The 12,635-nt window shown below is 72.3% G+C and carries 14 protein-coding genes; 8 read left to right on the top strand and 6 right to left on the bottom strand.

Annotated elements, in window-relative coordinates; all coding sequences use genetic code 11:
• Window positions 1-157 precede the first annotated feature (157 nt).
• Both IE257_RS22845 and IE257_RS22840 read left to right on the top strand, forming a co-directional pair.
• Window positions 158-652 carry a GNAT family N-acetyltransferase gene (locus tag IE257_RS22845; protein WP_189971439.1) on the top strand — a complete coding sequence of 165 codons (495 nt, stop codon included), beginning with the start codon at window positions 158-160 and terminating at the stop codon, window positions 650-652.
• An 84-nt stretch (window positions 653-736) separates the two neighbouring features.
• Entirely contained in the window at window positions 737-1,588 is an 852-nt protein-coding gene (locus IE257_RS22840; protein WP_189971438.1) for a trypsin-like serine peptidase, read from the top strand.
• A 49-nt stretch (window positions 1,589-1,637) separates the two neighbouring features.
• On the opposite strand, the gene IE257_RS22835 is transcribed toward IE257_RS22840, so the two are convergent.
• From IE257_RS22835 to IE257_RS22815, 5 genes are all read right to left on the bottom strand, one after another.
• On the bottom strand, window positions 1,638-2,081 hold the full coding sequence (locus IE257_RS22835; RefSeq protein ID WP_189971435.1) for an NUDIX hydrolase: 444 nt from the start codon (window positions 2,079-2,081) through the stop codon (window positions 1,638-1,640).
• Window positions 2,082-2,188: 107 nt separating this feature from the next.
• Window positions 2,189-3,415 (bottom strand): ABC transporter permease, encoded by a 1,227-nt coding sequence (locus tag IE257_RS22830; protein ID WP_189971434.1) that lies wholly within the window; start codon window positions 3,413-3,415, stop codon window positions 2,189-2,191.
• Window positions 3,412-4,176, bottom strand: coding sequence for an ABC transporter ATP-binding protein (locus IE257_RS22825; protein ID WP_189971432.1), 765 nt, complete (start codon window positions 4,174-4,176; stop codon window positions 3,412-3,414). The genes IE257_RS22830 and IE257_RS22825 overlap by 4 nt, the downstream gene beginning before the upstream one ends.
• A gap of 5 nt (window positions 4,177-4,181) precedes the next feature.
• Window positions 4,182-5,285, bottom strand: a complete 1,104-nt coding sequence (locus IE257_RS22820) for a peptidoglycan-binding protein (protein WP_189971430.1) — start codon at window positions 5,283-5,285, stop codon at window positions 4,182-4,184.
• The gene (locus IE257_RS22815; RefSeq protein WP_189971428.1) at window positions 5,282-5,782 is read right to left on the bottom strand and encodes a hypothetical protein; all 501 of its coding nucleotides are present in this window, start codon (window positions 5,780-5,782) and stop codon (window positions 5,282-5,284) included. The genes IE257_RS22820 and IE257_RS22815 overlap by 4 nt, the downstream gene beginning before the upstream one ends.
• Before the next feature lie 90 nt (window positions 5,783-5,872).
• On the opposite strand from IE257_RS22815, the gene IE257_RS22810 reads away from it, so the two are divergent.
• The 3 genes from IE257_RS22810 to IE257_RS22800 all read left to right on the top strand — a co-directional run bounded on the left by IE257_RS22810 (window position 5,873) and on the right by IE257_RS22800 (window position 8,759).
• Complete coding sequence (locus tag IE257_RS22810; RefSeq protein WP_030390073.1) at window positions 5,873-6,535, top strand: response regulator transcription factor; 663 nt, start codon at window positions 5,873-5,875, stop codon at window positions 6,533-6,535.
• A 71-nt stretch (window positions 6,536-6,606) separates the two neighbouring features.
• On the top strand, window positions 6,607-7,884 hold the full coding sequence (locus IE257_RS22805; protein ID WP_229920593.1) for an ATP-binding protein: 1,278 nt from the start codon (window positions 6,607-6,609) through the stop codon (window positions 7,882-7,884).
• Between the two features lie 41 nt (window positions 7,885-7,925).
• Window positions 7,926-8,759, top strand: a complete 834-nt coding sequence (locus IE257_RS22800) for a L,D-transpeptidase family protein (RefSeq protein ID WP_229920592.1) — start codon at window positions 7,926-7,928, stop codon at window positions 8,757-8,759.
• Here the strand turns inward: IE257_RS22800 and IE257_RS22795 are convergent.
• Window positions 8,731-9,360, bottom strand: a complete 630-nt coding sequence (locus IE257_RS22795; RefSeq protein ID WP_229920609.1) for a transmembrane-type terpene cyclase — start codon at window positions 9,358-9,360, stop codon at window positions 8,731-8,733. The two genes, IE257_RS22800 and IE257_RS22795, sit on opposite strands and share 29 nt — an antisense overlap.
• Before the next feature lie 192 nt (window positions 9,361-9,552).
• Between IE257_RS22795 and IE257_RS22790 the strand changes: the two genes are divergently transcribed.
• The 3 genes from IE257_RS22790 (at window position 9,553) to IE257_RS22780 (ending at window position 12,516) form a co-directional block, all read left to right on the top strand.
• Window positions 9,553-10,500, top strand: a complete 948-nt coding sequence (locus IE257_RS22790; protein ID WP_229920591.1) for an LLM class F420-dependent oxidoreductase — start codon at window positions 9,553-9,555, stop codon at window positions 10,498-10,500.
• 13 nt (window positions 10,501-10,513) lie between these two features.
• Window positions 10,514-11,299: an SDR family NAD(P)-dependent oxidoreductase gene (locus IE257_RS22785; RefSeq protein WP_189971424.1), complete on the top strand. Its 786-nt coding sequence runs from the start codon at window positions 10,514-10,516 to the stop codon at window positions 11,297-11,299.
• Window positions 11,300-11,394: 95 nt separating this feature from the next.
• Window positions 11,395-12,516, top strand: a complete 1,122-nt coding sequence (locus IE257_RS22780) for an LLM class flavin-dependent oxidoreductase (RefSeq protein WP_189971422.1) — start codon at window positions 11,395-11,397, stop codon at window positions 12,514-12,516.
• Window positions 12,517-12,635 lie beyond the last annotated feature (119 nt).

The raw sequence follows: 12,635 nt of genomic DNA, 5'->3' as shown, positions 1-12,635 counted from the left end.
CCTCTCGTCGAAACCGGTTCGCGCCCGCCCCGTGCCGGCACGGGCGGCGAAAATCGAAGCGATGATAGATCAATACGGCAAATGCGCTCACTGGCAGTGCAGTTGACGCCGAGATCTACGAGGGGCGGGCGGCGGGGCGACGGCCTAGCATCGAGCCATGCCCGAACTCCAGCCGCTGAGCTTCGACCACGCCCCGGCCCTGCTCGCGTTCGAGCGGGAGAACCGGGCCTACTTCGCCGCCGCGGTGCCCGACCGCGGCGACCGCTATTTCGCCGACTTCGACGAGCGGCACGCCGCGCTGATGGCCGAGCAGGCCACCGGGGCGTGCTTCTTCCACGTGCTCGTGGACGGCGCCGGGGAAGTGGTGGGCCGGGTCAACCTCGTGGACGTGGCCGACGGTTCGGCCGAACTCGGCTACCGGATCGCCGAGCGCGCCACGGGCCGGGGACTGGCCACGGCCGCGGTACGGAAGGCGTGCGGGCTGGCGGTCACGCAGTACGGGCTGACCGCGCTGCGGGCGGTCACGACGCTCGACAACGCGGGCTCCCGCGCGGTGCTGGCCCGCACCGGGTTCGTGCCCGTCGGAGGGGTCGACCTGGACGGCCGCCCCGGCCTGCGATTCGTGTGCAACCTGCAGGTCGAAACGGTGTGACGGGGGAGCCCGGAGCCGTCCGCGTTCTTGCACCCACCCCCGCCGCCGGGGCATGCTTCGCCAGGGTGAAGCGGAAGGATGATCATGCCGGTGGACAAGCGGACCGTCGTGACGGCGGTGCTGTGTGCGGTCGCGGCTCTGGGGGCGTCCGCCGCCGTGGCGAAGCTGGTGCCGCCGCCCGAAGCGGTGCCGTCCGCGCGGGCGAAGGCCGCGCCGACCGCGTCGCCGACGGGGCCGTCGTCGCGATCGCAAGCGGCGAAGCCCCAGCTCTCCGCCCCGCCCGGCAGCACCCTGCCGCCGGCCGTCACGCCGCCGCCCGGTGGGCCCGCGGCCTTCACCGGGGCTTTGTTCACCGACGGCCTGAACAGTGACCACTTCTGCACGGCCACCGTGGTGAGCAGCCCCGGCCGGAACATGATCATCACGGCTGGGCACTGTCTGCTCGAGGGGGACCAGAGCGGCGGCAGCGCCGTCTTCGCCCCCGCCTACGCCAACGGGGTCGCCCCGTACGGCACATGGAAGATCGAGCAGGTCTTCGAGGACGACCGCTGGGCCGAGGGGACGGACGACGACTACGACCTCGCCTTCGCCCGCCTCGCCCCGGACGACAAGGGCCGCACCGTCGAGGACGTGACCGGTGCGGCCGTGCTCGACACCAGCGGCCGTGCGGGCGAGGAAGTGACCGTGACCGGCTACCCCGCCGACCGCGGGGTTCCCCGTACCTGCACCTCCGTCGCCGTCCGCGAGAGCGCGACCCAGCAGCGCTTCGACTGCGCCGACTTCCCCGGCGGCACCAGCGGCAGCGCGTGGATCGCCCGCGACGGGAAGATCATCGGCATCCTCACGGGCGGGGACACGGACGACGTGTCGACCAGCACGGTCCTCGGGGAGTACGCGGCCTCGCTCTACGCCAAGGCCACCGCGAAGAAGCCCTAGGTCGTCTCTTTCGGATCTTGCGGGCCCGACAAGATCCGGAAGAGACGACCTAGGCCAGGAGCCCCAGGTGGACCGGCTGCGCCGGGATGTCGGCCAGCAGGTCCGGCAGGCGCGGCGGCCACACCGGTTCGCCCAGGGCGGCCAGGCGCTGCGGGGAGAGCCACCGCCAGTGGATGTCCGGGGCCTCCAGGACCGGCTCGCGGCGCGGGCCCGTGGTGACGTAGATGTGTTCGTGCTGGCGGACCGGGACCCCCTGGTACGTGAAGTCGTGCTCCCAGGTGCAGAGCAGCCGTTCGGGCTCCAGGTCGGTCCAGCCGGTCTCCTCGCGGAGCTCGCGCCGCACGCAGTCCTCGGGGCTCTCGCCGGGATCGATGCCGCCGCCGGGCGGCAGCCAGTGGATGCCCACCTCCACGTTGTCCTCGCGGAAGAGGAACACGGATCCGGTGGGGGACAGGATGACAACGCGCGCCGCGTGACGTGGAGTTCGCCTCATCGATTCAATGTACGCCGGTGATCGGGTCCGGGGGACGGGCTTGCACCTGGCCTTTTGCCGCCCTGTGCCCGCCCGTCCCCCCGGAGCCGGTCCCGCGACCCCGTCCCCTACCCCGCCGCCAGGGCCAGCGTCGGGGACAGCCGGGCCGCGCGCACCGCCGGGTAGAGCCCGGCCAGAGTGCCGATCACCAGGGTCGAGGCGAAGCCGCCGGTCACCGCCCAGAGCGGGACCACCCAGGGCAGGTCGCCCGCGCGGGCGTAGACCGCCGTGGCCGCGCCGCCCAGGGCGATGCCCGCCAGGCCGCCGAGGCCGGACAGCAGCAGGGACTCCGTCACGAACTGGATCCGGATCTGGCCCTTGGTGCCACCCAGGGACCGCCGCAGGCCGATCTCGTGGCGCCGCTCCAGCACCGAGATGATCATGGTGTTGGCGACGCCGACCCCGCCCACCAGCAGCGCGATCCCGCCGAGGCCCAGCAGCAGCGTGCTGAACGCGCCCTCCGTGGCGGCCTTCGCCTGGAGCGCCGCCGAGGGGTCGCTGACCTGCACCGCGCTCGGGGTCTGCGGGTTGGCCGTCCGGGGGATCAGCGTGCGGACCGCCGCCACCCGGTCGTCCGCCGAGCGCTCGTACACCGCCGTCGGGTGACCGTTGAAGCCCAGAAGCTGCTCGGCCGCGTCCCAGCCGATCAGTGCGGAGCGTTCGATCTCCGGTGCCAGCGGGACGGGCTCCAGGATGCCGATCACCGTGAAGTACCGGCCGCCGATGAAGACCTGCTGGCCCGGTTCGGTGATGCCGAGCCGGCGCGCGGAGACGTCCCCGAGCACCACCGAGGGAAAGCGGCCGGTGGCGGCGTTGAGCCAGGTGCCGCTCGCCATCCGGGCGCGCAGGGTGCCCAGTAGGTCGTCCTTGGCCGCCTTGAGCACGATGCCGCCCGTCTCCCCCTTCGGGATGTTCTCCGACCGGCGTACGGACTCGGCCACGTCGCCCGTGGTGCCGACCGACTCGACCCCCGCTATCCGGGAGATCATGCCGGGCGCGTCCTTGGGCAGCCTGGTGTCCTGCCCGGTGAACATGCCCTCGCCCGGCTTCGCGACCAGCATGTTGGTGCCGAGTCGGTCGAGCTCCCGCAACAGCTCGGCCTGGCTGGAGGAGGAGATCCCGACCACCGCGATCATCGTCGCGATGCCGATGGCGATGCCGAGCGCGGACAGGAACACCCGCATCGGGCGGGCGCGCAGGCCCGCCGATCCGACGTGCAGGACGTCCCGCGGGGACAGCCTCGGCGGCGTCAACCGCCGGACCTGCGTGCGCGTACGAGCCCTCGCGCGGCTCATGACGCCACCCCCGCCGGGCTCCGGTCCGCGACGATCTCCCCGTCGCGGATCCGCACCTGCCGCGGCAGGCTCGCCGCGATCTCCTGGTCGTGGGTGATCACCGCGATGGTGGCCCCGTCCCGGTTCAGCTCGCGCAGCAGCTCCATCACCGATTCCCCGGACGCCGTGTCCAGCGCTCCCGTCGGCTCGTCGGCCAGCAGCAGGTCCGGTGCGCCCGCGACGGCGCGGGCGATCGCCACGCGCTGTTTCTGCCCGCCGGACAGCTCGTGCGGCCGGTGGTCCATCCGGTCCCCGAGGCCCACCCGCTCCAGCGCCTCCGCGGCCCGGCGCAGCCGCTCGGCCCGCGAGAGGCCGCTGTACAGCAGCCCCTCGGCGACGTTCGCGCGGGCGCTGATGCCGGGCACGAGGTGGAAGGACTGGAAGACGAAGCCGACGTGCCGGGAGCGCAGGGCCGACAGTGAACGGTCCGAGAGGGCCGCGATGTCGTACCCGGCGATCCGTACGCCGCCCGCCGTCGGGCGGTCCAGGGTGCCGACGATGTGCAGCAGGGTGGACTTGCCGGATCCCGACGGGCCGACGATGGCGAGGAGTTCCCCGGCGGTGACGGTCAGGTCGACCCCGCGCAGGGCCGCGACCCCGCCCGGGTACTCCTTGGTGACCCCGGTCAGCTCCACGACCGTGTCCGGACGCGCCGTCGGACCGGTGGCCGGGTGCGTCGCCGGAAGCGTGGTCGGATGCGTCGTCAGGTGAGCTCTCGTCATGTCCGTCACAGCTTGGGGATCCCCACCTGCATGCCCTCCTTGAGGGCGTCGCCGGTCACCTCGACCCGGCCGTTGCCGAACATGCCCAGCTCGACCGGGACCTCGCGGGCCCGGCCGTCCTGCACGACCTGGACGCCGAAGCCGCCGCCCGCGAGCGCGAGCAGTGCGTTGACCGGTACGGAGAGCACGCCCTTGCGGGTCTCGCCGGTCAGGCCGACGGTCACCGGGGACTGGTCCGGCGCGTTCACCTCGGCGGGCCTGTCGAAGGTCACGATCACCTCGACCTCGGCCTTCTTGTCTCCGCCACCGGGGCCTCCCGCGCCGCCGCCGTTCTTGTCGTCGGGCTGCGCCGCGCCGCCCACCGAGTCGATCTTCCCGGTGGCGCCGCCGCCTCCCGGCAGCCGCATGGTCACCGGGTCGCCGGACTTCACCGCGCCCGCCTTGGCCGGCTCCAGTTGGAAGCGGACGATCCGCTCGGTGCCCGTCACCGTCAGCACCGGTTTGCCCGGTCCCACCTCGTCACCGACCGCCGCGTCGTTCCCGCGGACCCGCTGCGGTCCCGAGGCGAAGGCGATGTCCTCCTTGCCGACCTCGCCCGTCTCCGCCGCCCTGTGCGCCTTCTGCCACCGCTTGACCGCCGTGGCCGTGCCCGCGGTGAAGACCCCGTCCTCCGGGTCGAGCCCGGTGCCGTGGCCGAGGGCCTGCAGGTTCCGCTTGAGCTGTTTGACGTCCTCGCCCTTGTCGCCGGCCTTCAGCGGCCGGTACATCGGCGTGGACCCGTACATGAGCCGTACCGGCCTGCCGTTGACCTCGTAGAGCTTTCCGTCCCGCTCCACCGCCGAGCCCTCGCCCGCGACCCACGTCAGCACCCCGGGCCCGCCCGCGTTCAGCTTGCGCTCCTGCGCGTAGCCGAGGGTGCCCTCCACCTGGAGGCCGGAGCCGAGGTCGCCGCGCTCGACCGGTGCCGTGGCCGGCGGCAGCCCGCCGGCCGCGCGCCGCTCCTGCCCGTCCGTGTCGCCCTGCTGCCGATCGATGACGGCCCAGCCGCCGCCCGAGACGGCCAGTACGGCGGCCAGCGAGCCCAGCAGCCACTTGGACCGCTTCCTCATCGGGCGGTTTCGCACTTCTTCTGGGCCTCCTCGAAGGCCTTCTCCTGGCCCTTGGGGATCTCGGTGGCGCTCTTCATGCCGCCGTTGTACTCAGGGTCCTTGAGGGCGACCCCGTTCTCGCGCATGCACCGGATCCACTCCAGCTCCTTGTCCTTCTCCTCCTGCGTGGGCTCCTTGCCGGCGCCGGTGCTCATCCCGCAGGCCTTCATGGCCTCCTGCATCTTCTGCGGGTCGGCGTCCCCGCCCAGCGTCATCCCGCGCGGGTCCTGGCCGGGCTCGGGGTCGGGCACGTCTATGCCGTGCTCGCGCAGGCACTGGCGCATCTTCACGGCGTTGTCGGCCACCGAGCCGTCACCGCCGCTGCTGCCGCTGCCGGTGCCGCTCGAACCGCCGGAGGAGTCCTTCTTCCCCGCGGACGCGTCGTTCGCGCAGGCGGTGGCGAACAGGGTCAGCCCGGTGACGACCGCGGCCGTGGTCATGATCAGGGATCGCTTCATGGCCTCGAGCCTGCGGTGAAAGGGCCTTTCGCTTCCCTCTCGCACCCTGCTTACAACGGCGAAATGCCGATCTCGGGTAAAGAGGACGCCATGCGCGTACTGGTGGTGGAGGACGAGGAATTCCTCCGGGAGATGATCGCCGAGGGGCTGCGCCGCGACGCGCTGGCCGTCGACGAGGCGAGCGACGGCCCGGAGGCCCTGCGACTGCTGCGCCTGGGCGAGTACGACGTCCTCGTCCTGGACCGCGACCTGCCCGGCCTGCACGGTGACGAGGTCTGCCGGCAGGTGGTGCGCGAGCGGCTGCTGACCCGCGTCCTGATGCTGACCGCGTCCGGGACCGTACGGGACCGCGTCGAGGGCCTCGGCCTCGGCGCCGACGACTACCTCACCAAGCCCTTCGCCTACGACGAGCTGCTCGCCCGCGTCCTGGCCCTCGGCCGGCGGGCCCGCCCCGCCCTGCCTCCCGTGCTGGAGCGCGCCGGGGTCGCCGTCGACACCGCCCGGCGCAGCGCCACCCGCGACGGGCACCGGCTCGCGCTGTCCCGCAAGGAGTTCGCGGTGCTGGAGGCGCTGCTGCGCGCCGAGGGCGCCGTCGTGAGCAACGACGACCTGATCGAGCAGGTGTGGGAGCAGGACACCAGCTACTCCACCAACGCCGTCCGCGTCACCCTCAGCAAGCTCCGCGCCAAGCTGGGCGAGCCGCCGCTGATCGAGACCGTGCCGGGCGCGGGCTACCGGATCGCGGCCCGGTGAGCGGGCGCCGGATGCGGCTGGGCAGGGTGCGGCCGAGCAGGGTGCGGCTCCGCCGGATCAGGCTCCGTCGGATGCGGCTGCGCCGGGGGACGCGGCTCCGTCCCACACGGTCCGGCCCGTCGACGGGGCTGTTGCGGACCGAGCGCGGCCGCCTCACCGCCCTGTACGGCTCGCTGCTGCTCCTCGCGGGCGGCGGCCTGGTCGCGCTGGTCTACCTCCTGGTCGGCCAGGGCCTCTACGCGAGCGTCAACGGGGCCGTCCGCACCGTCAGCCCGGGCTACGTCCTCCAGTCGCCCGGGCCGGTCCCCGGCCGGACCTTCGCCCCGGACTGTCCCTGCGAACCGGCGCGGAAGCTGCCCCCGGGCCAGACGCCCACGCCCGAGCAGCTCAAGAGCTACGCCTACACCCAGAACCTCTCGGACGCCGTCACCGACGCCACCCGGCACCGGCTGCTGATGTACTCCCTCCTCGCCCTGGCCGTGTTCGCCGTGCTGTCGATCTGGCTCGCCTGGTGGATGGCCGGCCGGGTGCTGCGCCCGGTCGGCGTGATCACGGAGACCGCGCGCCGCCTGTCCGGGGAGAACCTGGACGAGCGGATCTCCCTCGACGCCCCGCCCGGCGAGCTCAAGCAGCTGGCCGACACCTTCGACGCGATGCTGGGCCGGATGGAGCAGCTCGTCTCGGCGCAGCGGCGGTTCGCGGCGAACGCGGCGCACGAGCTGCGCACCCCGCTGGCCGTGCAGCGGGCGGCCGCCGAGATCGGCCTGGCGGGGGACCCGTCGCCGGAGAAGGTCGCGCGGATCCGGGACAGGCTGATCGGGGTCGCGGACTCCAGCGAGCACCTCATCGAGTCCCTGCTGCTGCTCGCCGTTTCGGAGCAGGGGCTGGAGTCCACCGCTCCGGTGGACCTGGCGGCGCTCGCGGCGGCCGAGCTGGCGGCCTGCCCGCAGCAGGGCCTGACCGTCGTACGGACCCTCGCGCCGCTGGCCGTGCCGGGCGACCGGACCCTGCTCGGGCACCTGCTGAGGAACCTGCTGATCAATGCCGTCCGTCACAACCGCGACGGCGGCAGGATCGCCGTGTCCACCTCCACCCAAGGGGAACTGACGGTGTCGAACACCGGCCCGGTGATCGACCCGGCGGACGTGCCGGGGCTCCTGGAGCCGTTCCGCAGGCGCGCCGAACGGCAGCACACCGCAGGTGAGGGCGCCGGACTGGGGCTGTCGATCGTGGCCTCGATCGCACGGGCGCACGGGGCGGAGCTGAGCGCCGAGGCCAATCCGGCTCCCGGGGGCGGTCTCACCGTCCGTGTGCGCTTCCCGAGTTCCGACGAGGCGCGCACGTCGTAGCCACCCGGGCTGCGAGGGCCTGCTGATGTACGGTCGGAGGAATGAGCAAGCACGCCCGAGCCCGCTCCCGTCCGTCCGGCAAGCCCCGTCCGATCCGCAGGACCCGCCGGGTGGCCCTCGCCGCCGCCCTGGGCCTGGCGACCTTCACGGCCGGCTGGGCGTACCTGGCCCAGGACCAGGACAAGGCCGCCGCCGCGCGGCCGCAGGCCCGCGCGGACGCCCGCCCGCAGGCCGCGGACCGGGCCGCGCGCGACGCCCAGCGGGAGGCCGCCCGGCGGGCCGCCGCCGAGCAGGGCCTGACCGGCGTCAGCGAGCACACCCGGGCCCGGATCCCGGCGGAGTCCCGCCAGCTCATCCTGGTCACCGGGAGGGCGGTGGACTCCTCGGAGTCCACCGCCGCCTTCTACACGCGCCCCGCGGCCGGCGCCGACTGGGTGCGGACCGAGAGCTGGCCCGCCCGCAACGGTGCCAACGGCTGGTCCGTCGAACGCGAGTACGGTGACCTGACCTCGCCGCAGGGCGTGTTCGCGCTCACCGATGCGGGCGGACTGCTGCCGAAGCCCCCGGGCACCCGGTTCCCGTACGACCGGGACAACGGCTTCGTCGCCACGGGTCTCGGTGTGAACGGGGAGTCCCTGGCGGGCTCCTTCGACTACGTCGTCGCCATCGACTTCAACCGCAGGCCCGGCAGGTCCCCGCTGGACCCGGTCATGCCGGACGGCGAGGACAAGGGCGGCAACATCTGGCTCCACGTGGACCACGACGGCCCCTCGCAGGGCTGCGTCGGCATCCCGAAGGACGCCATGAAGAAGGTCCTGGAGACCCTCGACCCGGCGGCGAAGCCGGTCATCGTGATGGGGCCGGCAGGCTTCTGACGCGGGCGAACCGGGGCCGGAGCAGCAGTCCGATGTAGGCGAGGTCGAAGACGCTGCACAGGATCCCGAGCCCGAGGATGAACGGCGCGTCCTCGACCACCCCGAAGAGCAGGGTGGGGGCGAGCGTTCCGAGCCACTTGGCGACGGCGATGGTCAGGGACTGTCCGTGCGGGCCCTGCCGGGCGGTGTACAGGCCGATGAACAGCCCGGACATCAGGAGGTTCTGCAGGAAGGCCGAGTACCGGGTCGCGTCGTGCATGCCGAAGTGCGCCAGGAACAGCCACTGCACGGCGAAGCCCGTACCGAAGATCAGAACGGACCAGGTGGCGAAGAGCGGCCGGGTGACGAACTCCGGCAGCTCGGCCCGCCCGAAGCGCAGGTAGGTGTAGACGATCGCGAGGTCGGCCACCGCCCACACCACGTTGACCACGCCCTGCGCGGAGACGCCGACCGAGAGCTCGCGGACCGCGTAGGTGCTCTCCCAGGCGAAGTTGAGCGCGAGGGCGGCGACGGGCATCGCGTACGTCCGGTCCCGCAGCCCGACGCGGATCGCCTCCACGTACACGACCGTCCAGGCGATCCCGCTGACCAGCGTGAGCATCAGATCCACGCGCGCACCCTAGCGAGCGGATCGCGCGAGGGGAACGGGCGGAACCGGTGCCGGGGCCCGTCCTGCCGATCGGGCCCGTTCCGCGCGGGGTGTGTCGCACCCCTTGTCTGACGATCCGTCAGCTACGACGATGGCCCGGCACCGATATGACGAATCGGCAGACGAAGGCGAGGCGGGCCCGCCATGGCGCGCGTATTTCCGGAAGGTCGGCTGGTCCACGGGATGCAGCTCCCGGTCCAGTCGCAGAGCACCCTCTACGCCGAACCCTGGGAGGCCTCGGCCACCGCCGTCGATCTCGCCGAGATCGCGCGGGCCGCAGACCGGGCCGGCTTCGGGTACCTGGCCACCTGTGACCACGTGGCCATCCCGCGACGGCTCGCCGGACCCATGAGCACCGTCTGGTACGACCCGGTGGCGACCCTGTCCTTCCTGGCCGGCATCACCGAGCACGTGCGCCTGCTGAGTCACGTCGCGATCCTGGGCCTGCGCCACCCGCTGATCAGCGCCAAGCAGTACGCCACCCTCGACCACCTCTCCGGCGGCCGGCTGGTCCTCGGGGTGGGCGCCGGGCACGTGCAGGAGGAGTTCGAGATCCTCGGCGTGGACTTCGCGCGCCGCGGGGCCGTTCTCGACGAGACCCTGGACGCGCTGCGCCGGGCGCTGGGCCCCGAGGAGTATCCCGAGTTCGAGGGCGAGCTGTTCTCCTTCAAGGACCTCGGCCAGCTGCCCCGGCCCGCGCAGGAGCGGATCCCCGTCTGGGTCGGCGGCTCCTCGCCCGCCGCCGTGCGCCGCGCGGCGGTCCGCGGGGACGGCTGGCTCCCGCAGGGCGACCCGCGCGACCGGCTCCCGCAGCAGATCGCCCGGATCAGGGAGCTCCGTGAGGCGGCGGGGGTGACCGACCCCATCGAGTTCGGCGCGATCACCGAGGCGCTGTACGTCGGCGAGCCCGGCTGGGACACCGGCCGCCGCACCCTCACCGGCAAGGCGGAGGCGCTCGCGGAGTCCCTGCGGGAGTACCGGGCGCTCGGCGTGGACCAGATCCAGGTCCGCTTCCGCAGCCGCGACCGCGCCGAACTCGTCGACCAGATCATCGCTTTCGGGGCCGAGGTGGCCCCCCTCCTCAACGACTAGGGGCTGACGGACCATGGGCAAGCTGGACGGGCGCGTCGTCATCATCACGGGCGCGGCACGCGGTCAGGGCGAGCAGGAGGCCCGGCTCTTCGCCGCCGAGGGCGCCTCGGTGCTCCTCGGAGACGTGCTGGACGAGCAGGGCGCGGCGGTGGCCAAGGACATCGGCGAGGACCGGGCGCGGTACGTACGGATGGACGTGAGCCGGGAGGAGGACTGGGCGGCCGCGATCGCCGTGGCGAAGGCGACCTTCGGCCCGATCGACGGCCTGGTCAACAATGCGGGCATCCTGCGCTTCAACGAGCTGACCGCGACCCCGTTGGAGGAGTTCCAGCAGGTGGTCCAGGTCAATCAGGTGGGCGCCTTCCTCGGCATCAAAACGGTGGCCCCCGAGATCGAGGCGGCCGGCGGCGGCACGATCGTCAACACCTCCTCGTACACGGGCCTCACGGGCATGGCGTACGTCGGCACCTACGCCGCCACCAAGGCGGCGATCCTCGGCCTGACCCGGGTGGCCGCGCTGGAGCTCGCAGGCAAGGGCATCCGGGTCAACGCGATGTGCCCGGGCGCCGTGGACACCCCGATGGCCAACCCGGGCCTGCTGGACCCGGCGAACCTGACCGACGAGGCGCGGGACGCGATGGCGGAGCTCTACAAGCGGGTGGTCCCGATGGGGCGCGTGGGGCAGCCGGAGGAGATCGCGAAGCTGGCGCTCTTCCTGACGGGCGAGGACTCCTCGTACATCACCGGCCAGCCGTTCGTGATCGACGGGGGCTGGATGGCAGGCGTCAGCATTCTCTGATGGAGCGTCAGGTATTGACGCTCGCACCCTGGCGATGGAACAGTCGAGACATCAGATCTGACGGAACGTCAGAAACCAAAGGACGGTGAACCCCCTTGGAATTCGGGCTCTTTGTGCAGGGATACGTGCCTGAGGCGCGATCCAAGGTCGACCCCGAGGCAGAGCACAAGGCGCTGATCGAGGAGACCGAGTACGTCATACAGGCGGACAGGTCCGGCTTCAAGTACGCCTGGGCCTCCGAGCACCACTTCCTGGAGGAGTACTCACACCTGTCGGCGAACGAGGTGTTCCTCGGGTACCTCGCCCACGCCACCGAGCGCATCCACCTCGGCTCCGGGATCTTCAACCCGCTCGCCCCGGTGAACCACCCGGTCAAGGTGGCCGAGAAGGTCGCCATGCTCGACCACCTCTCCAAGGGCCGCTTCGAGTTCGGCACCGGCCGAGGCGCGGGCAGCCACGAGATCCTCGGCTTCCTGCCCGGCATCGAGGACATGAACGGCACCAAGGAGATCTGGGAGGAGACCATCGCGGAGTTCCCCAAGATGTTCCTCCAGGAGGAATACGAGGGGTTCCAGGGCAAGCACTGGTCCCTGCCGCCGCGGAAGATCTTCCCCAAGCCGTACGGCAAGGCCCACCCGGCCATGTGGTACGCGGCCGGATCCCCGTCCTCGTACGCCATGGCGGCGAAGAAGGGCCTCGGCGTGCTGGGCTTCAGCGTGCAGAAGGTCTCCGACATGGAGTGGGTCCTCGACCAGTACAAGACGGCCATCCGCGAGGCGAAGGCCATCGGCGCCTTCGTCAACGACAACGTCATGGTCACCTCGACCGCGATCTGCGCCGAGACCCACGACAAGGCCGTCGAGATCGCCGTCAACGCCAACATGAACCGCTTCCAGTCGCTGGTCTTCCGCTACCACGACACCTTCCCGCGGCCCGAGGCGATCCCGCAGTGGCCCGAGACCCTGCCGGAGTACAACGCGGAGATCATCGAGCTGTTGATCGCGGAGGAACTGCTGATCTGCGGCGACCCGTCGGAGGTGCGCGCCCAGTGCAAGCGCTGGGAGCAGGCGGGGGCCGACCAGCTGTCCTTCGGTCTGCCGACCGGTGTCTCACCCGAGGACACGATGACGACGATCAAGCTGATCGGCGAGCACGTGATCCCCCACATCGACACGGACCCGGTCCACCGCACGACCCGCTTCCGCCAGGCCGTCTGACCCGGCGGGGAAACGGGGACGGCGTCTTCCCGGACCGCCGTCCCGCACCGGCCCCGGCCGGGCGGCCACCGGCCGGGGCCACATCCGGCCTCGCCGGCGTTTGAGGCGCGGGGTCCGGG

Source organism: Streptomyces avidinii (assembly GCF_014650695.1).
GTDB lineage: Bacteria > Actinomycetota > Actinomycetes > Streptomycetales > Streptomycetaceae > Streptomyces > Streptomyces avidinii.
This window is presented reverse-complemented; position numbering and strand designations above follow the sequence as displayed.

Excerpts from the sequence above, each read along its gene's own strand:
- IE257_RS22815 (WP_189971428.1), bottom strand. The coding sequence starts at position 5,782 with ATGAAGCGATCCCTGATCATGACCACGGCCGCGGTCGTCACCGGGCTG.
- IE257_RS22820 (WP_189971430.1), bottom strand. The coding sequence starts at position 5,285 with ATGAGGAAGCGGTCCAAGTGGCTGCTGGGCTCGCTGGCCGCCGTACTG.
- IE257_RS22810 (WP_030390073.1), top strand. The coding sequence starts at position 5,873 with ATGCGCGTACTGGTGGTGGAGGACGAGGAATTCCTCCGGGAGATGATC.
- IE257_RS22800 (WP_229920592.1), top strand. The coding sequence starts at position 7,926 with ATGAGCAAGCACGCCCGAGCCCGCTCCCGTCCGTCCGGCAAGCCCCGT.
- IE257_RS22790 (WP_229920591.1), top strand. The coding sequence starts at position 9,553 with ATGGCGCGCGTATTTCCGGAAGGTCGGCTGGTCCACGGGATGCAGCTC.
- IE257_RS22845 (WP_189971439.1), top strand. The coding sequence starts at position 158 with ATGCCCGAACTCCAGCCGCTGAGCTTCGACCACGCCCCGGCCCTGCTC.
- IE257_RS22825 (WP_189971432.1), bottom strand. The coding sequence starts at position 4,176 with ATGACGAGAGCTCACCTGACGACGCATCCGACCACGCTTCCGGCGACG.
- IE257_RS22840 (WP_189971438.1), top strand. The coding sequence starts at position 737 with ATGCCGGTGGACAAGCGGACCGTCGTGACGGCGGTGCTGTGTGCGGTC.
- IE257_RS22785 (WP_189971424.1), top strand. The coding sequence starts at position 10,514 with ATGGGCAAGCTGGACGGGCGCGTCGTCATCATCACGGGCGCGGCACGC.
- IE257_RS22805 (WP_229920593.1), top strand. The coding sequence starts at position 6,607 with ATGCGGCTGCGCCGGGGGACGCGGCTCCGTCCCACACGGTCCGGCCCG.
- IE257_RS22795 (WP_229920609.1), bottom strand. The coding sequence starts at position 9,360 with ATGCTCACGCTGGTCAGCGGGATCGCCTGGACGGTCGTGTACGTGGAG.
- IE257_RS22835 (WP_189971435.1), bottom strand. The coding sequence starts at position 2,081 with ATGAGGCGAACTCCACGTCACGCGGCGCGCGTTGTCATCCTGTCCCCC.
- IE257_RS22830 (WP_189971434.1), bottom strand. The coding sequence starts at position 3,415 with ATGAGCCGCGCGAGGGCTCGTACGCGCACGCAGGTCCGGCGGTTGACG.